This is a genomic window from Burkholderia sp. AU45388, assembly GCF_030481585.1.
GTDB classification, from domain to species: domain Bacteria; phylum Pseudomonadota; class Gammaproteobacteria; order Burkholderiales; family Burkholderiaceae; genus Burkholderia; species Burkholderia sola.
The window spans coordinates 49,128-73,762 of record NZ_JAUJPV010000027.1; the positions used below are offsets into that span (position 1 = coordinate 49,128).

A 24,635-nucleotide genomic window follows, 5' to 3' on the forward strand; every position below is an offset into this window, starting at 1 on the left:
TTCTATCGCCGTCGCGCGAAACGGGTGCCCGACGCACGCCGGCCCGCCAGAAAAAAGTTCGTGTCAGAATCGGTTCCGTACCCGTATCTTTACGCGAAGATGCATCGAACGGCGCCCAACGGCGATCAACGCGCCGATTGACGGCCGTTCGCGCGTCACCGCGAAAGTCATTGAAACGCCGACTTGGGCGCTAAAATGGCGAGTGCTTACAGCCCCTTGAACGAGCCTGCACGCGATGAATCACTTCCCCAAACTGCTGTCGTCGCAGATCGGTTTCGACGTCGCCCAGACGATGCTCGAATACTTCGATCGCCATTACCGGATCTTCCGCAAAGCGGCGGTCGACGCGAAGACGCTGTTCGAGCGCGGCGACTGGCACGGGCTGCAGCGGCTCGCGCGCGAGCGGATCACGTCGTACGACGATCGCGTGAAGGAATGCGTCGAGGTGCTGGAAGACGAATATGACGCGGAGAACATCGACGACGAAGTGTGGCAGCAGATCAAGCTGCACTACATCGGACTGCTCACGTCGCACCGCCAGCCCGAGTGCGCGGAAACCTTCTTCAATTCGGTGTGCTGCAAGATCCTGCACCGCTCGTATTTCAGCAATGATTTCATCTTCGTGCGCCCGGCGATCTCGACCGAGTATCTGGAGAACGACGAGCCGGCCGCGAAGCCGACCTACCGCGCGTACTATCCGGCCACCGACGGTCTCGCGGTCACGCTCGAGCGCATCGTCACGAACTTCCAGCTCGAGCCGGCGTTCGAGGATCTCACGCGCGACATCGGCTGCGTGATGCAGGCGATCGACGACGAATTCGGCCACTTCGACGAAGCGCCGAATTTCCAGATCCACGTGCTGTCGTCGCTGTTCTTCCGCAACAAGAGCGCGTACATCATCGGCCGCATCATCAACGCCGACCGCGTGCTGCCGTTCGCGGTGCCGATCCGCCACGTGCGCCCGGGCGTGCTCGCGCTCGACACCGTGCTGCTGCGCCGCGACTTGCTGCAGATCATCTTCAGCTTCTCGCACTCGTACTTCCTCGTCGACATGGGCGTGCCGTCCGCATACGTGGATTTCCTCTGCACGATCATGCCGGGCAAGCCGAAGGCCGAGATCTACACGTCGGTCGGGCTGCAGAAGCAGGGCAAGAACCTGTTCTACCGCGACCTGCTGCACCATCTGTCGCATTCGAGCGACCGCTTCATCGTCGCGCCCGGGATCAAGGGCCTCGTGATGCTCGTGTTCACGCTGCCGTCGTTCCCGTACGTGTTCAAGATCATCAAGGATTACTTCCCGCCGCCGAAGGAAACGACGCGCGCGCAGATCATGGAGAAGTACCAGCTCGTGAAGCGCCACGACCGCCTCGGGCGGATGGCCGACACGCTCGAGTATTCGAGCGTCGCGCTGCCGCTCGCGCGGCTCGATCACGCGCTCGTGCGCGAACTCGAAAAGGAAGTGCCGTCGCTGCTCGAATACGAGGACGACAAGCTCGTGATCGAGCACCTGTACATCGAGCGCCGGATGACGCCGCTGAACCTGTACCTGCAGAACGGCAGCGACGCGGACGTCGAGCACGGCGTGAAGGAATACGGCAACGCGGTGAAGGAGCTGATGAAGGCGAACATCTTCCCCGGCGACATGCTGTACAAGAATTTCGGCGTCACGCGCCACGGCCGCGTCGTGTTCTACGACTACGACGAGATCGAGTACCTGACCGACTGCAACGTGCGGCGCGTGCCGCCGCCGCGCAACGAGGAAGACGAGCTGTCCGGCGAACCGTGGTATACCGTCGGCCCGCACGACATCTTTCCGGAGACCTACGGGCCGTTCCTGCTCGGCGACCCGCGCGTGCGCGACGTCTTCATGAAGCATCACGCGGACTTTTTCGATCCCGCGCTGTGGCAGGCGAGCAAGGACAAGCTGATGCAGGGCGAATTGCCCGATTTTTATCCGTACGACACGGCCCTGCGCTTCAGCGTGCGCTACCCCGCGCGCTTCGACGCGACGGGCCGGAACGACGGCGCGGGCGACGCGCAGCGCGCCGCCTGACGCCGGTGCCCCCACCGATATCGACTTGATTTCCGCCAACGGGATCCACACCGATGACTACCCAAGACAATCCGCTTTCACATCTGTTCGACAACAACGATGCCTGGGTCAAACGCCAGCTCGCCGACGATCCCGATTTCTTCGCACGGCTCGCCGACCAGCAGGCGCCGGAATATCTGTGGATCGGCTGCTCCGATTCGCGCGTGCCGGCGAACCAGATCATCGGCCTGCCGCCGGGTGAAGTGTTCGTGCACCGCAACATCGCGAACGTGGTCGTGCACAGCGACCTGAACTGCCTGTCGGTGATCCAGTTCGCGGTCGACATCCTGCGCGTGAAGCACATCATGGTGGTCGGCCACTACGGCTGCTCGGGCGTGAACGCGGCGCTGCACAACCGCCGTGTCGGCCTCGCGGACAACTGGCTGCATCACGTGCAGGACGTGCGCGAGCGCCATGCGGCGCTGCTCGACGAATGGCCGGTCGGCGAAGCGCGGTATCGCCGCCTGATCGAGCTGAATTCGATCGAACAGGTCGTCAACGTGTGCCGCACGACGATCGTCAACGACGCGTGGGCGCGCGGCCAGTCGCTCACCGTGCACGGGCTCGTGTACGGCGTGCACGACGGCCGGATGCGCAACCTCGGGATGTCCGTGTCCAACTTCGACGCGCTCGACGAGACCTACAAGCGCTGCGTGGCCGCGCTGACCGCACGCGGCCAGCACGCGCCGGACAACGACATGGTCGCGGCGGATGCCGCGCGGCTCGAAGGCGTCGCGCAGGCCGTCGCCGCCACGCTGAAACCGTGCGACGACGCGCAGTAACGTGCGGTGACGCGCCCGCCGCCCGGCGGCGGCCACACGGGCGCGGCGCGCCTCGAACGGACTGACACCGGCACCGCCACGGCGGCGCCAATCCAAGGAGCGACGGGTATGAAAACCGTATTGATCGTCGGCGCATCGCGCGGCCTCGGCCGTGAATTCGTCCGGCAATACCGGCGCGACGGCTGGAACGTGATCGCCACCGCGCGCGACGCGGCGTCGCTCGATGCGCTGCGTGCGCTCGGCGTGCAGCCGCATGCGCTCGACATCGCGCAGCCCGCGCAGATCGCGGCGCTCGGCTGGAAGCTCGACGGCGAGCGGCTCGATGCGGCCGTGCTCGTGTCCGGCGTGTACGGGCCGCGCACCGAAGGCGTCGAGACGATCACCGCAGAGGATTTCGACGCGGTGATGCATACGAACGTGCGCGGGCCGATGCAGTTGCTGCCGATCCTGCTGCCGCTCGTCGAGGACGCGCGCGGCGTGCTGGCCGTCGTGTCGAGCCGGATGGGCAGCATCGCCGAGGCGACCGGCACGACCGGCTGGCTCTACCGCGCGAGCAAGGCCGCGCTGAACGACGCGCTGCGCATCGCGTCGCTGCAGACGCGCCATGCCGCGTGCATTTCGCTGCACCCGGGCTGGGTGCGCACCGACATGGGCGGCGCGCAGGCCGCGATCGATCCGGAAACGAGCGTGACCGGCATGCGTCGCGTGATCGCCGAATCCGCTTCGGACGTGTCCCAGGCGAACGGCCGGTTCTTCCAGTACGACGGCATCGAGCTGAGTTGGTGAGCGGCCCAGCCACCGATCGTTGTTAATTCATATTACGCATGACTTTGAATCGACCTGACGCGTGCCCGTGCGGCGGCGCGTCCGCAGCGCCCGCCGGCAACGCGCCGGCACCGCGCTACGCGGCCTGCTGCGGCCGCTTCATCGACGGCGGGCAAGCCGCGCCGACCGCGCTCGAATTGATGCGCTCGCGGTACAGCGCGTACGTGCTCGGCGCGACCGACTACCTGCGCGCGACGTGGGCCGCGCGCACCTGCCCGCCCGATCTCGACACCGATCCGGACGCGCCGGACGCGCCGCGCTGGCTCGGCCTCGCGGTCAAACGGCACGTACCGCTCGACGACCGGCACGCGGAGGTCGAATTCGTGGCCCGCTACAAGGTCGGCGGACGCGCTTACCGGCTCCACGAGACGAGCCGTTTCGAGCGCGACGAGCAGGGTTTCTGGCGCTATGTCGACGGCGAAGTAAGTGAACGCTGACAAATAGTTGCCATGTCAGACGCCGGGTAATTCCCGCATTGCACAACCTGATTTTGTCGGGCTACGATGGGTTCGACTTGGTCATGTTGCGTGGCAGGGCTTACGGATGGCGTTCAGCAAGGTATTGGTGGGATGGATGGCGGCCGGCGCGCTGTCGGCCGCTCAGGCCGGTACGCTGCCGAGCGCCGATACGGGCGCGGGCGCCAGCGGGTCGCTCGCTCACGCCGAGCATTTCGACTACGCCGACTCGAACCTGCCGCAGGTCGCCGCCGATCTCAACGAGCAGATCCTCCGCATTCCGGCCGACGCGTCGGGCGCCATCACGCTCGAGGCGACGCTGTTCAAGCCGAACGGGCCCGGCCCGTTCCCGCTCGTCGTCTTCAACCACGGCAAAAATACCGGCGATCTGCATCTGCAGCCGCGCAGCCGGCCGCTCGCGTTCGCGCGCGAATTCGTGCGCCGCGGCTATGCGGTGATCGCGCCGAATCGCCAGGGTTTCGCCAGTTCGGGCGGCACGTATCAGCAGGAAGGCTGCAACGTCGGCAAGAACGGCCTCGCGCAGGCCGCCGACGTCGATGCGACGGTGCGCTACATGTCGCGCCAGCCGTACGTCGATGCGTCGCGCATCGTCGTCGCCGGCACGTCGCACGGCGGGCTCGTGTCGGTCGCATACGGCACCGAAGCCGCGGCGGGCGTGCGCGGCATCATCAACTTCTCCGGCGGGCTGCGCCAGGACCTGTGCGACGGCTGGCAGCGCAACCTCGTCGACGCATTCGACCAGTACGGCGCGCACACGGCCGTGCGCTCGCTGTGGCTGTACGGCGACAACGATTCGGTATGGACGCCCGCGCTCGTCGCGCGGATGCACGATGCGTACGTGTCGCACGGCACGCAGGCGCAGTTCGTCGATTTCGGCCGCTACAAGGACGACGCGCACCGGCTGATCGTCGATCGCGACGGCGTGCCGGTGTGGTGGCCGGCCGTGCACGCGTTCCTCGCCGAACTGAACCTGCCGACCGCGGTGCGCTATGCGGTCGCCGACCCGCACGAGCCGAAAGCGACCGGCTACGCGTCGATCGACGCGGTCAACGCGGTGCCCTACGTCGACGAAGCCGGCCGCGAAGGCTATCGCCGCTTCCTGAACCAGCATCCGAGCCGCGCGTTCGCGGTGTCGTCGGAAGGCGCGTGGTCGTGGGCCGAAGGCGGCGACGATCCGATGGCGCTCGCGCTCGACAACTGCGCGAAGCAAGGCGCCGGCGCGTGCCGGCTGTATGCGGTCAACAACCGCGTCGTGTGGAACGCCGACACGACCCAGACGGCCGACAACGGCGATCGCGCCCGCGATACCGATACGCGCGCACTGGCTTCGCGCTGACGCGCGGCTGCCTTTCCTCCTGCTTCCCTTCGCGCGCCGTCGATTCACGCTCACCGCGGCACTCCCCCGCCTGCTCGTCAAATCGCGCATACGCTACGTAATGCTCGTTTTTACGAGCAATCGACTTGAATTCGCGCCAGATCTCCTCCAGTCGTCCGGCCTTGCGCCGCCCCATTGATCGGACAATCCGCGGAGCAAGATCGCCCCGTTGTCGCCACCAATACCGCCCGTCATCGTTCCCCTATTTCGCCGCCCCGGCCGCCCCCGTCCCACGATTTTTTCTGTCGGGGGGTGTCACTCGAACGTCGTCATCTGCGCGCATTTCTCCGGATCCGCCGCGTTCCGTCCCGAGCACCCACGAACTGCGCCGAACTCCCGCCCAGCAAGGCTTCGCGGCGTTTGTAACCGCTAGTGCAACGTCCGGCGGAACACGCTAATCTCTGCGCGTTTCGTATCCCGCCGCGCGGCATTCCGTCGATGCCGCGCGGTCGTTTTACCCCCGGAGTCGCCTTGAGTACGCCAGCCACCGACGACTGGGTCGCGCGCAGCCTGCGCGCGGTCTGGCATCCCTGCACCCAGATGAAGCACCACGAGCGCCTGCCGCTCGTCCCCGTCGCGCGCGGCGCGGGCCTGTGGCTGTACGACCGTGACGGCCGCCGCTACTTTGACGCGATCAGCTCGTGGTGGGTCAACCTGTTCGGCCATGCGAACCCGGACATCAACGCCGCGCTGAAGGACCAGCTCGACACGCTCGAGCACGCGATGCTCGCTGGCTGCACGCACGAGCCCGCGATCGAGCTCGCCGAACGGCTGCATGCGCTCACCGCGCGCACGCTCGGCCATGCGTTCTTCGCGTCGGACGGCGCGTCGGCCGTCGAGATCGCGCTGAAGATGAGCTTCCACGCGTGGCGCAACCGCGGCCGCGCGAACAAGCAGGAATTCGTCTGCGTCGCGAACAGCTATCACGGCGAGACGATCGGCGCGCTCGGCGTGACCGACGTCGCGCTGTTCAAGGATGCGTACGACCCGCTGATCCGCCACGCGCACGTGGTCGCGTCGCCCGATGCGCGCGGCGCGCTGCCGGGCGAGACGGCCGCCGACGTCGCTGGCCGCGCGCTCGCGGACGTGCGCCGACTGTTCGTCGAGCGCGGCGACCGGATCGCCGCGCTGATCGTCGAGCCGCTCGTGCAATGCGCGGCCGGCATGGCGATGCACGATCCGTCGTACGTGCGCGGGCTGCGCGCGCTGTGCGACGAATTCGGCGTGCACCTGATCGCCGACGAGATCGCGGTCGGGTGCGGGCGCACCGGCACCTTCTTCGCGTGCGAGCAGGCCGGCGTCTGGCCCGATTTCATGTGCCTGTCCAAAGGCATCAGCGGCGGCTACCTGCCGCTGTCGCTCGTGCTCACGCGCGACGACGTGTTCGCCGCGTTCTACGACGACGACACGACGCGCGGCTTCCTGCACTCGCATTCGTACACCGGCAACCCGCTCGCGTGCCGCGCGGCGGTCGCGACGCTCGACCTGTTCGCGCGCGACGACGTGCTCGCGAGCAATGCCCGCAAATCGGCGACGCTGCGCGCGGCGCTCGCGCCGCTCGACGCGCACCGCCAAGTGCGCCACCTGCGCGAGCGCGGCACGCTGTTCGCGTTCGACGTCGCGCTCGACGGCGACGCGGCGCGCGGCTTCTCGCGGCGTTTCTTCGAACACGCGCTCGAACGCGAGCTGCTGCTGCGCCCGATCGGCACAACCGTGTACCTGATGCCGCCGTACGTGATGAGCGACGACGATATCGCGTGGCTCGCGCAGCGCACGCGCGACACGCTCGACGCGACGCTGGAGGGCCTCCGCCGATGAGCCTGCTCGACACCCTGCAACGCGGCCTCGCCGACCTCGACGCGCAAGGGCTGCGCCGCGTGCGCCGCATCGCCGACACCGCGTGCGACGCGCGCATGACCGTGAACGGCCGCGAGATCGTCGGCTTCGCGAGCAACGACTACCTCGGCCTCGCCGCGCATCCGGCGCTCGTCGCCGCGTTCGCCGAAGGCGCGCAGCGCTACGGCTCCGGCAGCGGGGGCTCGCACCTGCTCGGCGGCCATTCACGCGCGCACGCCAAACTGGAAGACGAACTCGCGGGCTTCGCGGGCGGCTTCTCCGATGCGCCGCGCGCGCTGTACTTCAGCACCGGCTACATGGCGAACCTCGCCGCGATGACGGCGCTCGCCGGCAACGGCGCGACGATCTTCTCCGACGCGCTGAACCACGCGTCGCTGATCGACGGCATGCGGCTGTCGCGCGCGAACGTGCAGGTCTATCCACATGCGGACATGGCCGCGCTCGCCGCGCTGCTCGACGCATCGGATGCCGAAACGAAGCTGATCGTCAGCGACACCGTATTCAGCATGGATGGCGACCTCGCGCCGCTCGCCGAACTCGTCGCGCTGGCCGAGCGCCACGGCGCGTGGCTCGTCGTCGACGATGCGCACGGCTTCGGCGTGCTCGGCCCGCAAGGCCGCGGCGCGCTCGCGGCCGCCGCGCTGCGGTCGCCGCATCTGGTGTACGTCGGCACGCTCGGCAAGGCGGCCGGCGTCGCCGGCGCATTCGTGATCGCACATGAGACCGCGATCGAATGGCTGATCCAGCGCGCGCGCAGCTATATCTTCACGACGGCCGCGCCGCCGGCCGTCGCGCATGCGGTATCGGCGAGCCTGAAAGTGATCGCGGGCGACGAAGGCGACGCGCGCCGCTCGCACCTCGCCGCGCTGATCGATCGCACGCGCGCGCTGCTGCACCGCACGCGCTGGCAGCCGGTCGATTCGCACACGGCCGTGCAGCCGCTCGTGATCGGCAGCAACGACGCGACGCTCGCGGCGATGCGCGCGCTCGACGCGCACGGCCTGTGGGTGCCGGCAATCCGGCCGCCGACGGTGCCGGCCGGCACGTCGCGGCTGCGCGTGTCGCTGTCGGCCGCGCATTCGTTCGACGATCTGGCAAGGCTCGAAGCGGCGTTGATCGAAGCGAGCGACGAGGCGGCAGCATGACCAACGCCCCGCTCTCCGTTTTCATCACCGGCACCGACACCGAAATCGGCAAGACCTTCGTGTCGGCCGCGATGCTGCACGGCTTCGCGCGGCACGGCCTGCGCGCGGCCGCACTGAAGCCGGTCGCGGCCGGCGCGTACGAACGCGACGGCGTGTGGCGCAACGAGGACGCCGACCAGCTCGACGCCGCCGCGAACGTCGTGCTGCCGCCCGAAATGCGCACGCCGTTCCTGCTGAAAGCGCCGGCCGCGCCGCATATCGTCGCCGCGCAGGAAGGCGTGACGCTCGACCTCGACACGATCGTCGCGTGCCATCGCGAAGCGCTGACGCGCGCGGACGTGGTCGTCGTCGAAGGCGTCGGCGGTTTTCGCGTGCCGCTGAACGACACGCAGGACACCGCCGATCTCGCGGTCGCGCTCGGCCTGCCCGTCGTGCTCGTCGTGGGCGTCCGGCTCGGCTGCATCAGCCACGCGCTGCTGACGGCCGACGCGATTCGCCAGCGCGGCCTCACGCTCGCGGGCTGGGTCGCGAACCACGTCGACCCGGCTATGTCGTTCGCCGACGAGAACGTCGCGACGATTCGCGACTGGCTCGCGCGCGAGCACCGCGCGCCACTGCTCGGCCGCATCGCGCACATGACGCCGGCCGCCCCCGAATCCGCCGCGGCGATGCTCGACATCGCCGCGCTCGTCGAATCGCTGCGCACCGCGCGGCATTGACCCAACCGATCCCCCATCCCGCCAGGACAGGAAAACGAAATGACCCAAGCCCAGACCGCCGCCGTGCAACCCGACGCGATTCCCGTGGCGGCGCCGACGCCGCAGCGCTGGCGCGTCGCCGACGTCGTCGCGCTGTTCGAGCTGCCGTTCAACGACCTGATGTACCGCGCGCAGCAGGTGCATCGCGAGCACTTCGACGCGAACGCGGTGCAGTTGTCGACGCTGCTGTCGATCAAGACGGGCGGCTGCGAGGAAGATTGCGGCTATTGCTCGCAGTCGTCGCATCACGACACGGGCCTGAAGGCCGAGAAGCTGATGGACGTCGACACGGTGCTCGACGCCGCGCGCGCGGCGAAGGCGAACGGCGCGAGCCGCTTCTGCATGGGCGCCGCATGGCGCAACCCGAAGGAGCGTCACATGCCCGCGCTGACCGAGATGGTGCGCGGCGTGAAGGAACTCGGCCTCGAGACCTGCATGACGCTCGGCATGCTGGAAAACGAACAGGCTCGGCAGCTCGCCGACGCGGGCCTCGACTACTACAACCACAACCTCGACACGTCGCCGGAGTTCTACGGCCAGGTGATCTCGACGCGCACGTACCAGGACCGTCTCGACACGCTCGACCGCGTGCGCGACGCGGGCATCAACGTGTGCTGCGGCGGCATCATCGGGATGGGTGAATCGCGCCGCGAACGCGCGGGCCTGATCTCGCAGCTCGCGAACCTGAACCCGTATCCGGAATCGGTGCCGATCAACAACCTCGTCGCGATCGAAGGCACGCCGCTCGAAGGCACCGCGCCGCTCGACCCGTTCGAGTTCGTGCGCACGATCGCGGTCGCGCGCATCACGATGCCGAAGGCCGTCGTGCGCCTGTCGGCCGGGCGCGAGCAGCTCGACGACGCGATGCAGGCGATGTGCTTCCTCGCGGGTGCGAACTCGATGTTCTACGGCGACCAGCTGCTGACGACGAGCAACCCGCAGACGCAGCGCGACCGCGCGCTGTTCGAGCGCCTCGGCATCCGCGCGAGCCAGGCCGACATGCTGGCGGAAAACGCGTAAGCGGTCACGGCCGGGGGGCCATGACCGCCAACGACAAAGCCGGGGCGCGCCCCCGGCTTTTTTCATCCGATCGTCTGCACCGGATTGCCCTGCGCGTCACGGATCACGGTCTTCTCCACCCGCCAGCGCACGCCATCGAGCCCTTCGATCGCGTACTCGCCGGCACGCGGCTTCAGCGTGCGCGCCAGCGCCTGGACCGTCGCATCGGTGAGCCGCAGCGTCGGCGTGCCGTCTTCGTCGGTCACGCTGTTCGCGTCGCCGCGCACGAACCGCACCGCGCCGTCGTGACCGACGAGGCGAAACGGCCGATCGAACGGCAGCCGCAGCGGCAACAGCGTGACGAGTTCGTCGACCTGCCGCGCGCCGACGGTGATCTCGATCACCGGCGCACGCAGCAGCCGCTTGCGGGTTTCCCAGCCGAGCACGTCGGTGAACAGGTAGCCGCTCGCCGAGCCGTCGCGCTGCGTGCCCGCATCGACCTGCTCGCGCACGTCCGCGCGTTCGAGCAGCGACGCGCGGCCGAGATCGGTCACCCACAGCGGCATGTGCGGCAGCAGCGTGTCGAGCAGCGCGCGCGTGCGCCAGCGCTTCGCGGCGCGTTCCTCGTCGAGCGTCAGCCCGACGACCTGCAGGAACGCGAGACGGCCGTGCGGCGTGTCGATCGCCGGCAGTTCCGGATCGAACGCGAAGCCCATCGAGCAGAGCGCCGTATCGGTATCGAGCGCGATCGGGCCGTTGGCCGTCATCCAGTGGCCGTCGTCGAACGCGTTGCCGCTCTGGAATACGTAGCGTGCGAGATTCTGCAGGAAGCTGAACACCCAGCGCGGCGGCTCGTCGTCGCCGGCCGCGCACGCAACGCGCATCGTCAGTTCGAAGCCGAAGCCGCTGACGGCCGGATCGTCGGACTCCTTCGCATACAGCTCGCTCAGCCCATACGTGACGAAATGCCAGTGCGGCACGGGTTCCGCGCGCTGCCACACGCTGATCCCGTCGAGCGGATCGGGGCCGCCGAGGCGCCACTTGACCAGCGTGCCGTAGTGCTTCGGCGCCTGGCCCGGATAAAGGCGCGCGAGCGCAGCGTCGATCGCGTCCCAGCCGGGCGCGGCATCGTCGTTCGCGCCGTCTTGCGTGTCCTGCGTGGCGTCCGTCATGTGGCCCTCTCTTCCCGATGATGTCGTGTTTTGTGGTGTCGGTGCGTGCGTCACACGTGCGACGCCGCGCCGTCGAGCGCCGCGCGCACGCGCTCGACGCGCTGCGCGTCGACGGGCGCCAGCACCTCGCCGCGCGGCCGCACGCCCGAGCCGAAATGCACCGCGCGCACGCCGGTGGCGCGCACGAAATCGCCGACCGCATCGACCGTGAGCCCCGAGCCGGCCAGCACCGTGCAGGTCGTGCCCGCCGCCTGCCGCACGAGCCGCGTGATCGTCGCGACCGCGTCGAGCACCGACGGATGGCCGCCCGACGTCAGCACGGACGTGACGGCCGGCACGCGCAGCAGCGCGTCGAACGCGGCATTAAGATCGCGCGCGACGTCGAACGCGCGGTGGAACGTGAGCGCGCGCCCGTCCGCGGCGGCCGCGATCCGGGCCAGCGCGCCGAGATCGACGTCGCCGCGCGCATCGAGCGCGCCGAACACGACGCCGTTCGCGCCGGCCGCGACGGCCGCGCGCACGTCGCGCTCGATCACGCGCAGATCGTCGGCGTCATAGACGAACGAGCGGCTGTGCGGACGCACGATCACGTTGACGGGAATCGGTACGGCGGCCACGACGGCCTCGATCAGGCCGACGCTCGGCGTCAGCCCGCCTTCGGTGATCGCGGTCACGAGTTCGAGACGGTCGGCGCCCGCGCGGGCGGCGACCTTCGCATCGCCGACGGTCGTGGCGATCACTTCGAGAAGAACGGAAGAAGCGGCATGTCGGTTCATGGGCGGCCCGCGAATCGTCTGGACAATTCGCGCATCCTAGCCGAGCCGCGTGACGGACGCCAGCGGGCCGGCGGCCGCGTACTTCAGCCGCCTACTTCAGCCGCCTACTTCAGCCGCGTATTTCAGCCCGGTACGTCAGCCGCGCCGCACGAGCCAGACGCCGACGAGCCCGGACAACGCGGTCACGCCGGTGCCGGGCATGAAGCGGAACATCCGCGCGTCGAAGTACGCGCCCTGCTGCTGCATCACGTCGACGATCGCCGGTGTGAGCACGAGCATCCCCCAGCTCACCATCCCGAGCGCGGTGGTCGCGGCCGCGGCGAGCAGCACGATGCCCGCGCCGCGCCCACGCGGCCGGAATGCGCCGGCAAACGCGCCCGCGGCCAGCAGCACGGCGGACACCGCGAACAGCACGGCGACGACTATCGCCGTCGCGCCCGCCTGCCCGACTTTCAGGAACGCGGCCGTCTGCGCGGCGATCACGCAGAAACCGGCGATCGAGAACAGCACGATCGCCAGCGCGTTACGCACGACGCTCATGCAAGGGCCTGCCTGAAATACGCGGTCGCGGGGCGCCGGAACAGCAGGTAGACGAACACCGCGAACAGCAGGACGCCCGGGACCAGCACCATGAGCATCGACGCCGGCATGTTGATCAACGAGAACCCCATGCCGAATACGAACGTCACGATATAGGCCTTGCGCGACCATTCGCGTCCCTTGAGGATCGCGATGCCGATCACGACGTTGGCGGCTTCGACGATCATGCTGATGCCGAACGTGGCCCACACGGGCAGCAGGTAGTGCGACAGCAGCGCCTGGGTGGCCGGCATGCCGATCGAGAACGGCGTGTAGACGCAGGTGATCGCGTTGGTGACGATGATGATCCACGCGAGGATGGTCAGCGAAATCGGTCTTTTCATGGTGTTTTCCTTTTTATATTCGCCGCCATGGTGGCCCCCCGGACGGCGCGCGCGGTCACGACGGCCGCGGTCGCGCCATTGTCGGGGAAGCGCGCGGCGAATGCAACGGCCGCCCCCGCGCCGTCGGTCGCCGCATCCGGACCGTGTGCCGCTACGCCGCTTGCGCGTCCTCGTCGATCCAGTCGATATCGCCGCACAGCACGCGCTGCGTATCGCCGACGCGCACGGCCACCGACAGCGTCACGCACGGCTGCGCCTCGTTGATCGACAGGTACGGCCGCGTGACCTGCACGCGCCCCGGTTCGGTGATCGCCGAGCGGAAATACGGCCGGCGCAGCCAGTTCGCGCCCTGCGCGTCCGCCAGCGGCGAAAAACGCGCCTCGGCGAGCGCGCGGTCGGCGCGCAGCACGACGTTGCGGCCCGACTGCCGGCCCCGCGCATCGAGCAGGAAGCAGCGCGCGGCCGCATCGAGCGCGAGGAAGTTCCAGCACACCTCGTCGAGCGGCTCGCCGGCCGCGAGACGCTCGGCCGCCCGTTCGAACGCACGCAGGTACGGTGCGAGCCGCTGCGCGTCGCGCCGCTCGCGCGCTTCGGTCTGCTCGCGAAAGCGCTCGGTCAGCTCGCCGATGCAGCCGGTCGCGGCCGCGCTGTCGGGCAGCCCCGGCGCCGGGCGGCCGAAGTAGTAGCCCTGCACGAAATCGGCCTCGCACGACAGCGCGATCTGCGCTTCGTGCTCGGTCTCGATCCCTTCGACGAGCACCAGCTTGCCGGCCTCGTGCAACAGCGTGACGAGCCCGTGCAGGATCGCGGTGAGCCCCGTGCGGTGCGCCGCGTGCGACAGCATGATCCGGTCGAGCTTCACGATGTCCGGGTTCAGCTGCCAGATCCGTTCGAGGTTCGAATGGCCCGCGCCGAAATCGTCGAGCGCGATCAGGAAGCCGTGCGTGCGGAACTCGCGCACGGCCTCCGCGAGCCGCTCGACGTCTTCCGCGCGCTGTTCGAGCACTTCGAGCACGATGCGCCGCGGCGGCATGCCGAGCCGTTTCAGGTTCGCGAGCAGCGCGGCCGCCTGGAACGGATCGGTGAGCACGCCCGGATGGACGTTGAGAAACAGCCACTCGCGCTCCGCGCCGAGCAGCGCGAAGTTCTCCAGATGCAGCGCCTGCGCGAGCCGGTCGAGCTGCAGCAGTTCGTCCCGGCGCGCGGCTTCGCCGAACACGTCGAGCGGCGACACGGGGCGGTCGAGCGCATCGTGTGCGCGCAGCAGCGCCTCATAGCCCACCGCGCGCTGGTGCGAGAGGCTGAATATCGGCTGGAACACGGTCGTGAGCGTCAGGTCGCGGTGCTGCGTCGCCAGCCGTTCGAAGCCCGAGCTCATCTCCCGCTCGAACCGGTACGGCGACGCGGCGGCCGGACGCTCCTGTTGCACGATCGTCATGCCTTCCTCCTGGTGATGCAGTCGAGCGCGACGTCCGGCGTCCCGCGAAAAACGACGAACGGGACGGCGCGCCATGTCATTGGTTGGACCCTCGGTTACCCGGCGCAAGCCGGGCGGCTGCTCTCCCTCAAGCAAGCTCCGTGCGAGGTGCCGCCAACCCGTGCGCGGTGCGGCTGTGCGGGGCTGCCGCACCACCGTGGCGCGTGTTCGACGCACCATTCCCGTGCGCACGCACCGGCCACTCGAGCGCACCCGTTACGTCGGCACGCTACACTCCGTACGATCGTTTCATTCCGCGTTATTCGCCGTCTCGATGGAAATCGTTTTCACAGTCCTCATTCTGCTGCTGACCGTCGCACTGTCCGGCGCCGTCACGCGTCTCCTGCCGTTGCAACTGCCGCTGCCGCTGATGCAGATCGCGTTCGGCGCGATGCTCGCGTGGCCGAAGCTGAACCTGCACGTCACGTTCGACCCCGAGATCTTCATGCTGCTGTTCATTCCGCCGCTGCTGTTCGCGGACGGCTGGCGGATTCCGAAGCGCGAGCTTTACCTGCAGCGCCGCGCGATCCTGATGCTCGCGTTCGGGCTCGTGTTCATGACGGTACTCGCAGTCGGCTACTTCGCGCATTGGCTGATTCCCGAGTTGCCGCTGCCGATCGCGTTCGCGCTCGCGGCCGTGCTGTCGCCGACCGACGCGGTCGCGCTGTCCGGGATCGCCGGCAAGGGTCGCATTCCGCCACAACTGATGCACATCCTCGAAGGCGAGGCGCTGATGAACGACGCGTCGGGCCTCGTCGCGCTGAAGTTCGCGATCGCGGCCGCGTTGACGGGCGTGTTCTCGCTGCGCGCCGCGTCGGTCACGTTCGTGATCGTCGCGGCCGGCGGGCTCGCGACGGGCGCGATCGTCGCGTGGCTGTTCAGCGCGCTGTCGACGCGCTTCCTGAATGCCGAGCAGGAGGGCGACCCGGCCCCCGGCATCGTGATGACGCTGCTGGTGCCGTTCGCGGCCTACCTGTTCGCCGAGCACCTCGACCTGTCGGGCGTGCTCGCGGCCGTCTCGGCCGGGATGATGATGAACTACACGAGCTTCTCCCGCAAAAGCACCGTCGCGTCGCGCGTGCGCGCCGAAAGCACGTGGGCGCTGATCGAGTTCGTGTTCAACGGCATGGTGTTCATCATGCTCGGGCTGCAGTTGCCGCACATCATCGGCCGTGCGCTCGTCGACGCGCACCATACGAGCGACGCGCTGGTCGGCCGGATGATCTTCAACGTGTGCGCGATGATGCTCGCGCTGTATGCGATCCGCTTCCTGTGGGTGTGGCTGCTGCGCTGGTTCGCGAGCCGCCGCGCCGCGCGCCATGGCCTCGCCGGCACGATGGCCGGCGTGCGCACGATCGCGGTGATGACGGTGGGCGGCGTGCGCGGCGCGGTCACGCTCGCCGGCGTGCTGTCGATCCCGGTCGCGCTGTCCGACGGTGCGCCGCTGCCGGGCCGCGACACCGCGGTCTTCATCGCGTCGGCCGTGATCCTCGGCTCGCTGATCGTCGCGGTGATCGGCCTGCCGCTGCTGCTGCGCGGCGTGCGCTCGTCGCGCAACCCGCTCGGCGACGAGGAGCGCATCGCACGCTCGGCCGCCGCGCAGGCCGCGATCCGCGCGATCGATGCGTCGCACGACGCGATCTCGGCCGATCTCGACGAATCGGGCGCGGCGCGCTGCGCGGACATCTCCGCACGCGTGATGGATCAATACCGCCGACGGCTCGCCGCGCTGGCCGACGACGGCCCCACGCCGCGCGCGCAAGCGAAGCAGACCGAAACGATGGAATTGCAGATGCGGATCGCGGCCGTGCGCGCCGAACGCTCGGCGCTGTACCGGCTGCGCGGCGACAGCAAGATTTCCGACGAGACGCTGACGAAGCTGATTCGCGAAATCGACCTGTCGGAAACCGCGCTGTCGACGCGCAAGAAAGGCATTGTTTGACGGGCCGGCGGCGGCCTGCGCGCCGCCACCGAGGACCATAAAAAACGGCGACGCCCACACAGAGCATCGCCGTTTTCACATCCGCCCGCCGCGACGTTACTTCGCGACGACGACCGGAATCCCCTTCAGCATCCCCGCGCCCTTCAGCTCGTCGAGCGCATGCTGGACGGCCGCGCTCGTCGCCGCGTCGATGCCGAGCTGCAACGCGAGCTCGCGTTCCGCGCGCTTCACGCCGGCCAGGTTGCGCACCTTCACGTGACCGAAGCCGCGCACGCGCGCGTGCAGGTCGGCCAACTGCGCGACCTGCGCCGCGTTGCCGGCGGTCATCGCGGCGAGCGCGCGCGTGAGCGTGGTCTCGTAGTCGTCGGCCAGCGCGCGCTCCATCTTGCGCTCGACCGTGCGGCCGAACGGATCGAGCCACGTGCCGCGCAGGCTGTGCACGCGCGCCAGCACGCCGAACACCGGCCACATCCACTGGCCGAACACGCGTTTCTTCGGCGTGCTGCCGTCGCTGCCGGCCTTCGCGAGCGTCGGCGGCGCCAGGTTGAACTTCACGCGGTACGTCTGTCCCGGCACGCCTTCGAACTGCGCTTCGAGCGCCGTGCGGAAGGCGTCGTCCGTGTACAGCCGCGCGACTTCGTATTCGTCCTTCACCGCGAGCAGCCGGTAGAACGTCGTCGCGACCGCGCGCGTCAGCGCGTCGTCGCCCTTCGCCTGCGCCGCGCTTACCAGCGCACGGTAACGCTCGACGTAGCGCGCGCCGCCGTACGCGTCGAGACGCGCCTCGCGATCGGCGATCAGCTCGGCGAGCGTCTGCGGCGCGGCATGCGCGGCCACCGCGTGCCGTGCGTTCCACAACGCGTCGAGGCCCGCCGCGTCGCCGGCCGCCATCCGGCCGATCGAGAACGCGAGCTTGTTCATCGGCACCGCGACGTTGTTCAGCTCGATCGCGCGCATCATCGCGGCGAGCGACACCGGCACGAGGCCGAGCTGCCACGCGTAGCCGAGCATCAGGATGTTCGCGCCGATCGAATCGCCGAGGAACTTCGCGGCGAGCGCCTGCGCGTCGCAGCTCGACAGGTAGCCGTCGCCGGCCGCGTGGCGCATTTTCTCGAGCAGCGCGTCCGCATGCAGGTTCGCGTCGGGGTTCTGCACGAACGACGCGTTCGGGATCCGGTGCGTGTTGACGACGATCCGCGAACGCGCGTGACGCACCGTCTGCAGCGCCTCGGCGCTCGCGCCGACGACCATGTCGCACGCGAGCAGCACGTCCGCCTGCTGCGTGTCGATGCGCACCTGGTTCAGCCAGCGGTCGCTCGACGCGATCCGCACGAACGACAGCACCGAGCCACCCTTCTGCGCGAAGCCCATGAAGTCGAGCACCGACGCGCTCTTGCCTTCGAGGTGCGCGGCCATGCTGATCAGCGCGCCGACCGTCACGACGCCGGTGCCGCCGACGCCCGTCACGAGCATGTCGAACGGCGCCGCGTCGAGGTGCGTCGCCGGCACCGGCAGCGCGTCGACACGCGCGGCCAGCGCCGCTTCGTCGAATGCGGCGCCGGCGGCCTTCTTCAGCGCCGCGCCTTCGACCGTCACGAAGCTCGGGCAGAAGCCGTTCACGCACGAATAGTCCTTGTTGCACGACGACTGGTCGATGCGGCGCTTGCGGCCGAGCGGCGTCTCGAGCGGCTCGACCGACAGGCAGTTCGACTGCACGCCGCAGTCGCCGCAGCCTTCGCACACCGCGTCGTTGATGAACAGGCGCTTGTCCGGGTCGGGGAATTCGCCCTTCTTGCGGCGGCGGCGCTTCTCGGCCGCGCAGGTCTGGTCGTAGATCAGCACCGTGACGCCCGGCGTTTCGCGCAATTCGCGCTGCACCGCGTCGAGTTCGCCGCGGTGATGGAACGTCGTGCCGGCGGGGAACTGCCCGTGATGGCCGTCGTACTTCTCCGGTTCGTCCGACACGACGACGAAGCGCGACACGCCTTCCGCCTCGACCTGCCGCGCGATCTGCGGCACCGAGATGCTGCCGTCGACCGGCTGGCCGCCCGTCATCGCGACCGCGTCGTTGTAGAGGATCTTGTACGTGATGTTCGCTTTCGCGGCGACCGCCTGGCGGATCGCGAGGATGCCCGAGTGGAAATAGGTGCCGTCGCCGAGGTTCTGGAACACGTGCTTCGTGTGGGTGAACATCGCGTGCGCGGCCCAGTCGACGCCTTCGCCGCCCATCTGGATCAGCCCCGTCGTGTCGCGCTCCATCCACGACGCCATGAAGTGGCAGCCGATGCCGGCCTGCGCGATCGAGCCTTCCGGCACCTTCGTCGACGTGTTGTGCGGGCAGCCCGAGCAGAAGTACGGCGTGCGCTTCACCGCGTCCGCCTCGTTCGACAGGATCTGCGGCGCGACGAGATCGACGACGCGCTCGCGGCGGTCGAGCGCCGGCTTGTGCCGTGCGAGCCATTCCGCGAACACCGGCAGGATGCGCGACGGGCGCAGTTCGCCGAGTTCGGACAGCAGGCATGCGCCGGCCGCGTCGTGCTTGCCGAGCACGCGCGGGCGCGCGCCGTCCGCACGGTTGTACAGGTAGTCCTTGATCTGCTGCTCGATGACGGGGCCCTTCTCCTCGATCACCAGCACTTCGGCGAGCCCGTCGACGAAGCTTTCGACGCGGGTCATTTCGAGCGGATACGACAGGCCGACCTTGTAGATCCGCACGCCGGCCGCGTCGAGATCGGCGACCGTCAAGTCGAGGCGGCGCAGCGCTTCCATCAGGTCGAGATGCGCCTTGCCGCAGGTGACGATGCCGACGTTCGCATGCGTGCTCGGCGCGATCCACTTGTCGATGCTGTTGGCACGCGCGAAATGGCGAACCGCGTCGAGCTTCGCCGCGAGGCGCGCCTCGATCGTGAGGCTCGGCAGGTCGGGCCAGCGGTTGTGCAGGCCGCCCGCCGGCGGCGTGAAGCCGGCCGGCGCCGGCCAGCGCGTCTGCAACGCATCGAGGTCGACGGTGGAGCCCGATTCGACCGTTTCCGAGATCGCCTTGAAGCCGACCCAGGCGCCCGAGTAGCGCGACAGCGCCCAGCCGTAGAGGCCGAATTCGAGCATGTCGGCGATGTTCGACGGGTTCACGACCGGCATGTGCCACGCCATCATCGCGAAGTCGCTCTGGTGCGGCATCGACGACGACACGCAGCCGTGATCGTCACCCGCGACGACCAGCACGCCGCCGTGCGGCGACGAGCCGTACGCGTTGCCGTGCTTCAGCGCGTCGCCTGCGCGATCGACGCCCGGGCCCTTGCCGTACCACATCGCATACACGCCCTCGACCGTGCGCTCGGGGTCGGCCTCGACCCGCTGCGTGCCGAGCACGGCCGTGCCGCCGAGTTCCTCGTTGATCGCGGGCAGGAAGCGCACGCCGCTCGTGTCGAGCAGTTTCTTCGCCTTCCACAGCTGCTGGTCGACCATGCCGAGCGGCGAGCCGCGGTAGCCGCTGACGAAGCCGGCCGTGTTGAGCCCCTGTTCAGTATCGACCGCGCGCTGCATCAGCAGCAGGCGGATCAGCGCCTGCGTGCCGGTCAGGAAGATCCGGCCGCGCGTCGCGGTCAGGTTGTCGGTCAGGCGGTAGTCGGACAGGGTAGGCGGGCCGTCGACGGGCAGGCGGGCGGTCATGTGGGGAAGTCTCCGGATTGTGCTGTTCTGGGCCGTGCGCGGCGGGCGTCGGATGACGCGCGGGGGCCGGCAGCGAATGACTCTATTTTTTCGCGCGCTGCCGAGAATGTTTTTCCTCATCTTGCGCGGAGCGGCCCGTGGCGAGAAAAACTGCGCAGCTTTTTGGAGGAATTTGAGATAGTTTTGGCGCGGGGTGCTGGAGGGTTGATGGGGGTGCGTTCCGGCGGTCGGGCGGTCGGGCGGAAAAGGCGGCGCGGGCGGTCGGGCGCGCGGCTGGGTCGAAGAATGGCGCTTGAGCCCCGTGCGACAAGGGTTTCGGCGGCATCGGGCCGTCACCCTCACCGTTGAAATGCACAGCGTTCCGATTGGTTGGTGGCGACGGATGTCCACAATGTCGCCCCCCTTCGGCTGATCGGGCTCGCGCGCTCACCGTTCGATGGCACAGCGTTTCGAGTGGCGCCGGGAGCGGGATGTCCACATCCGGAATCGGGCTCCAGAGCGCTCGGGCGGCGACGCTCACCGTTGAAATTCACAGCGCGGCGAGTGGGTCGCGGCGGTGGATATCCACATCGGAAATCCCCGGGTTTCGTCGGTCCTCTTCTTACGCTCACCACGCGAATACACAGGGGCGAGGGTGGTTTTGCCGGCCGAATATCCTCGTCTGAACACGCAGGCCGTGTGGTTGCCGACTCGCACTCACCTTTGAAATACACAGGGGTTCGACTGGCTGCCGTGGCAGTTGTCCACGTCCGGAGTTTGCGTTGCCTCCCGGCCATCCGCTCACCCTCACCGTTGAAAACCACGGCGCTTCGAGTGATCGATCAGGCCAGATATCCACATGGACGAGCGTTCTCCGATCAATCACCGACGCGCGTTTCGAAGGACGCCGACGACTGGCAATCCATACTGGAAGCGGCTCATCACCCGATCGGGCGCCGATGCTCACCGTCTAAATACACAGTGCCGCGAGTCGTTTCCACGGACGGATATCCACATGGGAACGCGCGTAGCCGTTGCTCGCAACCTTGCCCTGAGCCTGACAGGAATACCGCTTCGCGCGGCATCGGCGGGCGCACGGCCGCATCCCGACGGGTTGCGCGCCGATTGCCGACTCACGCTCACCATCGAATTGCACAGCGCGCCGAGTCGCTGGAAAAGGCAGAGATACGACGTCGAAATCCGCATGTCGCGAACCACGCGCCTGCGCTCACCGTTAGAATGCACAGCCCTTCGACTGGGGGCCGGAGCCGGATATCGACGTCGCGGGGCTCGCATCGGATCGTCACGCACTCGCGCCATTCGGCTAGAATGCGCGTCGCCCCGAACCGCGGCAACGGCCGGAAACCCGCGCCGGTGCGGGCGCACCGCCCGCTCGGGCATGACACTCACCGTTGGATTTCACAGCATTTCGCTTCGTCTTGCCGCGAGTTGTCCACACCTCGCTTCATGTCTCGCGCAGTTTCCGGTCATCCTCACCTGTGAAAACCACAGGCCGCCGAGTCGTTTCGAGGCCCGGATATCCACAACCGGGCGCCCGACCGGATCTTCATCCGCCGATCGACGGACGACTCGGCGCGAGATAACCTGAAAAAGCCGCAAAGGCTTGTCCCGACGGCCTCGGCGGCACACTCACCGTTCAAATGCACAGCGTTTCGACTGGCTCCGAGGGCGAGTTGTCCACATCCCTCCGCCAATGTTTCATCGCGCCGGCACGCGCGCCGGACGACTTTATTCCGCAATCGATCGAATGATCTTCGCCGGATCGCCGCCGACCAGCGTATTCGGCGGAACGTCCCGGGTGACGACGGCCGCGGCCGCGACGACCGCGTTCTCGCCGATCGTCACGCCGCCGATGATCGTCGCGCCCGCGCCGATCCATACGTTGCGGCCGATCACGATCGGCTTCGCGACCACGCAGTCGCGCCGCCGCGAAGGCTCGACCGGATGACCGGACGTGATCAGGCTGACGCTCGGGCCAATCATCACGTCGTCGCCGATCTCGAGCCCGCCCAGGTCGTAGAACGTGCAGTTCTGGTTGACGAACACGTTGCGGCCGACCTTCATGCCGGTGCCGCCTGTCGCGTAGAACGGCGGGATCAACGTGAAACCGTCGTCCACCTGCGTGCCGATCAGTTCACCGAACAATGCGCGTACGTCCGCCGCGTCGTCGAACGTCAGGCGGTTGAGCCGCGCGGTGATCGCCATCGCTCGTTTGACCTCGGCCACCATGGCCGCCGATTCGGGCGTTCTGCGCGGAATGATCGTGATGCGATCGTCGTTGGTCATGCGTGACGGGGCTCCAGTGAAGTGCGGCGTTGCGAGTTGCGTCGGCGATCGCGGGCGCCGATCGCGTTCCTCTGTGCGGGGACGGCGGAATGGGGCGGCCACATTGTAGTCATGCCGATTTCCGCCGCAGCGCCGGCGAATTTTAATGACTAGTTTGCATATAACTAGTTAGCCTCTGAACTTCCATTAGGCAAGGCTTTGCGGGGGTATTTCGCCCGATTCACCGCATGCAATCGAACGGGACGCCCCACGCCGCAGGCCCCGCTCGCCCGGCGCCCTGTCCCAACCGCCTGCGCTCGGGTACGCTTGAGCATCGACCGCTGCACCCAATCCGGAGGCGCGATGAAGCTCTACTACTGGCCGAAGACCCGGGCATTCCGGGCGCTGTGGATGCTCGAGGAAATCGGCGTGGTGTACGAACTCGTGACGATCGACCTGCGCTCGCACGAACAGGGCAGCGATGCGTTCGTGCAGGTCAACCCGATGGCCAAGCTGCCCGCGCTCGACGACGGCAGCGCGCCGTTCGCCGAATCGGGCGCGGTGCTGCTCTATCTCGCCGACCGCTGCCCGGCTGCCGGGCTCGGCGTCGCGCCCGACGATCCGCTGCGCGGCCGTTTCCTCCAGTGGATGTTCTTCACGCCGACCTGCCTCGAACCGGCGATGGCCGAGAAATTCACCGGCGCGTCGGGCAACCCCGTCGCGTTCGGCTGGGGCAACATCGCGCGCGTTCAGCGCGCCCTCGCGCAAGCGCTCGCCCATAGCCGCTGGCTCGTCGGCGAGCGCTTCACCGCCGCCGACCTGCTGCTCGCAAGCACGCTGAAAATCGCGTTCGACGCGCATCTGCTGCCGCACGACGGCGTGCTCGGCGACTACGTCGCGCGCGCCGAGGACCGCGACGCGTTCCGCCGCGCGGTCGCGATCGAACAGCGCGAAGCGGCGCGCCTGCTGCACGCGTGACGCGCAACGAGGCCGCGCCCCGCCGCCCGCGATCACGCCTGTCCGGCCGGCCCCGACGACGCCGCGTCCGCGTCGATCACCACGCCCGGCGAACCGCGTTCGTCGGTGTCGTCGTCGGCATCGATCGGCACGACTTCATGAAAATGCGTGTAATCGATGTGCGTGATGCCGTCCTCGTCGTGCATCAGGTCGACATAGCGGTGGCGCCAGCGGATCTCGCCATGCGCCCACGCGTGGCGCGCCTGCATGACCTGCGCGGTCGTCTCGTCCGAGCCCTCGATCGTGATCAGCAATTGCGCGTCGCGCGCGGCGAGCGATTCCGGCGTCTCGCCGAACAGCGCGCTCGACTCGTCGATCACGTGCATCAGGTTCCAGCCGAGCAGGAAGATCGGATGCTCGTTGCGCACGAGCGGCAGGTCGTGAATCTTGCGCAGCGCATAGCCCTCGTGCGTGCCTTCGACGCGCATCAGCCGCAGTTTCGCCTGCGCTTCGGCAATCACGTTCTGGCGGGCATTCGCGGCGCGCACCATCAGCGTCATCCGGCCGTTCAGCGGCCGCACGATCGCGTAGCGCGCGAACAGGATCTTCGCCTGCGGCCGCGAAAACCGCGCGAACACGAGCCCCGTGGCCAGCGCGATGCTCGACATCCCGACGAAAATCTCGAACGTCGCGACGAGATGCGCATAGACCGTCTGCGGATGCATGTCGCCGTAGCCGACGGTCGCGAGCGTCTCGACGCTGAAGAAGAATGCGCCGCCGAAGCCGGCCGGCGCCTGGTTCGCGATCGGCGCGTCACCGAGCAGATAGAGCAGCGCGAAGCCGCTGTTGAGCAGCAGGAACAGCACCGCGAGCGACAGGAAGAACACGGGCCAGCTCACCGTCAGCGCGCGGTGATAGAAGTCGCGCCAGCCGAGCGGCGGCATCCCGTATGCGATCACCGGGCGGGTGCCCGACCAGATCTTGCGGCCACGGCCGCGGGAAGCTGGGGAAGACGAATCGACGTTCATCGCGGGGCGCCGGTTGCAGGAAGGCGATGAGCGTAGCACGCGCGGCGGCGGCCGGGAACGCGGGCCGGCCGGGAACGGCAATGCGCCGCGCAGCCGAAAAAAAAGCCGGCCGCACGA

The 24,635-nt window shown here is 68.4% G+C and carries 19 protein-coding genes; 11 read left to right on the plus strand and 8 right to left on the minus strand.

Annotation, left to right across the window (positions count from 1 at the left end):
- The first annotated feature begins 235 nt into the window (after window positions 1-235).
- The 9 genes from aceK to bioB all read left to right on the plus strand — a co-directional run bounded on the left by aceK (window position 236) and on the right by bioB (window position 10,330).
- Window positions 236-2,053, plus strand: coding sequence for a bifunctional isocitrate dehydrogenase kinase/phosphatase (gene aceK / locus QZM72_RS30740; protein WP_301739933.1), 1,818 nt, complete (start codon window positions 236-238; stop codon window positions 2,051-2,053).
- Window positions 2,054-2,106: 53 nt separating this feature from the next.
- A complete protein-coding gene (gene can / locus QZM72_RS30745) occupies window positions 2,107-2,874 on the plus strand; it encodes a carbonate dehydratase (protein WP_089468586.1) in 768 nt (255 codons plus the stop codon).
- A 108-nt stretch (window positions 2,875-2,982) separates the two neighbouring features.
- Complete coding sequence (locus tag QZM72_RS30750; RefSeq protein WP_301739934.1) at window positions 2,983-3,660, plus strand: SDR family oxidoreductase; 678 nt, start codon at window positions 2,983-2,985, stop codon at window positions 3,658-3,660.
- A 38-nt stretch (window positions 3,661-3,698) separates the two neighbouring features.
- Window positions 3,699-4,136 (plus strand): YchJ family protein, encoded by a 438-nt coding sequence (locus QZM72_RS30755; RefSeq protein WP_301739935.1) that lies wholly within the window; start codon window positions 3,699-3,701, stop codon window positions 4,134-4,136.
- A 106-nt stretch (window positions 4,137-4,242) separates the two neighbouring features.
- Window positions 4,243-5,511, plus strand: a complete 1,269-nt coding sequence (locus QZM72_RS30760) for a dienelactone hydrolase family protein (RefSeq protein ID WP_301739936.1) — start codon at window positions 4,243-4,245, stop codon at window positions 5,509-5,511.
- Between the two features lie 510 nt (window positions 5,512-6,021).
- Window positions 6,022-7,368 (plus strand): adenosylmethionine--8-amino-7-oxononanoate transaminase, encoded by a 1,347-nt coding sequence (gene bioA / locus QZM72_RS30765; protein ID WP_179233444.1) that lies wholly within the window; start codon window positions 6,022-6,024, stop codon window positions 7,366-7,368.
- Window positions 7,365-8,552 (plus strand): 8-amino-7-oxononanoate synthase, encoded by a 1,188-nt coding sequence (bioF, locus tag QZM72_RS30770; protein WP_301739937.1) that lies wholly within the window; start codon window positions 7,365-7,367, stop codon window positions 8,550-8,552. Before bioA ends, bioF begins: the two co-directional genes overlap by 4 nt.
- Window positions 8,549-9,271 (plus strand): dethiobiotin synthase, encoded by a 723-nt coding sequence (gene bioD, locus QZM72_RS30775; protein WP_301739938.1) that lies wholly within the window; start codon window positions 8,549-8,551, stop codon window positions 9,269-9,271. The genes bioF and bioD overlap by 4 nt, the downstream gene beginning before the upstream one ends.
- A gap of 39 nt (window positions 9,272-9,310) precedes the next feature.
- Window positions 9,311-10,330, plus strand: a complete 1,020-nt coding sequence (gene bioB / locus QZM72_RS30780; RefSeq protein WP_089468594.1) for a biotin synthase BioB — start codon at window positions 9,311-9,313, stop codon at window positions 10,328-10,330.
- Window positions 10,331-10,392: 62 nt separating this feature from the next.
- Here bioB and QZM72_RS30785 read toward each other — a convergent pair whose 3' ends face one another.
- The 5 genes from QZM72_RS30785 to QZM72_RS30805 all read right to left on the minus strand — a co-directional run bounded on the left by QZM72_RS30785 (window position 10,393) and on the right by QZM72_RS30805 (window position 14,618).
- Window positions 10,393-11,481 (minus strand): suppressor of fused domain protein, encoded by a 1,089-nt coding sequence (locus QZM72_RS30785; protein ID WP_301739939.1) that lies wholly within the window; start codon window positions 11,479-11,481, stop codon window positions 10,393-10,395.
- 50 nt (window positions 11,482-11,531) lie between these two features.
- Window positions 11,532-12,257, minus strand: coding sequence for a copper homeostasis protein CutC (locus QZM72_RS30790; protein WP_301739940.1), 726 nt, complete (start codon window positions 12,255-12,257; stop codon window positions 11,532-11,534).
- 135 nt (window positions 12,258-12,392) lie between these two features.
- Window positions 12,393-12,797 (minus strand): hypothetical protein, encoded by a 405-nt coding sequence (locus QZM72_RS30795; protein WP_301739941.1) that lies wholly within the window; start codon window positions 12,795-12,797, stop codon window positions 12,393-12,395.
- Window positions 12,794-13,180, minus strand: coding sequence for a hypothetical protein (locus QZM72_RS30800; protein WP_089468598.1), 387 nt, complete (start codon window positions 13,178-13,180; stop codon window positions 12,794-12,796). The genes QZM72_RS30795 and QZM72_RS30800 overlap by 4 nt, the downstream gene beginning before the upstream one ends.
- A gap of 151 nt (window positions 13,181-13,331) precedes the next feature.
- Entirely contained in the window at window positions 13,332-14,618 is a 1,287-nt protein-coding gene (locus tag QZM72_RS30805) for an EAL domain-containing protein (protein ID WP_301739942.1), read from the minus strand.
- 313 nt (window positions 14,619-14,931) lie between these two features.
- Here QZM72_RS30805 and QZM72_RS30810 point away from each other — a divergent pair, with 313 nt between their 5' ends.
- Window positions 14,932-16,599, plus strand: a complete 1,668-nt coding sequence (locus QZM72_RS30810) for a Na+/H+ antiporter (protein WP_301739943.1) — start codon at window positions 14,932-14,934, stop codon at window positions 16,597-16,599.
- Between the two features lie 96 nt (window positions 16,600-16,695).
- Here the strand turns inward: QZM72_RS30810 and QZM72_RS30815 are convergent, their stop codons facing one another.
- Entirely contained in the window at window positions 16,696-20,268 is a 3,573-nt protein-coding gene (locus QZM72_RS30815; protein WP_301739944.1) for an indolepyruvate ferredoxin oxidoreductase family protein, read from the minus strand.
- A 1,728-nt stretch (window positions 20,269-21,996) separates the two neighbouring features.
- Window positions 21,997-22,554, minus strand: coding sequence for a DapH/DapD/GlmU-related protein (locus tag QZM72_RS30820; RefSeq protein WP_301739945.1), 558 nt, complete (start codon window positions 22,552-22,554; stop codon window positions 21,997-21,999).
- Between the two features lie 342 nt (window positions 22,555-22,896).
- Here QZM72_RS30820 and QZM72_RS30825 point away from each other — a divergent pair, with 342 nt between their 5' ends.
- Window positions 22,897-23,511, plus strand: a complete 615-nt coding sequence (locus QZM72_RS30825; RefSeq protein ID WP_301739946.1) for a glutathione S-transferase family protein — start codon at window positions 22,897-22,899, stop codon at window positions 23,509-23,511.
- A 32-nt stretch (window positions 23,512-23,543) separates the two neighbouring features.
- Here QZM72_RS30825 and QZM72_RS30830 read toward each other — a convergent pair whose 3' ends face one another.
- Window positions 23,544-24,518: an ion channel gene (locus QZM72_RS30830; RefSeq protein ID WP_301739947.1), complete on the minus strand. Its 975-nt coding sequence runs from the start codon at window positions 24,516-24,518 to the stop codon at window positions 23,544-23,546.
- Window positions 24,519-24,635 lie beyond the last annotated feature (117 nt).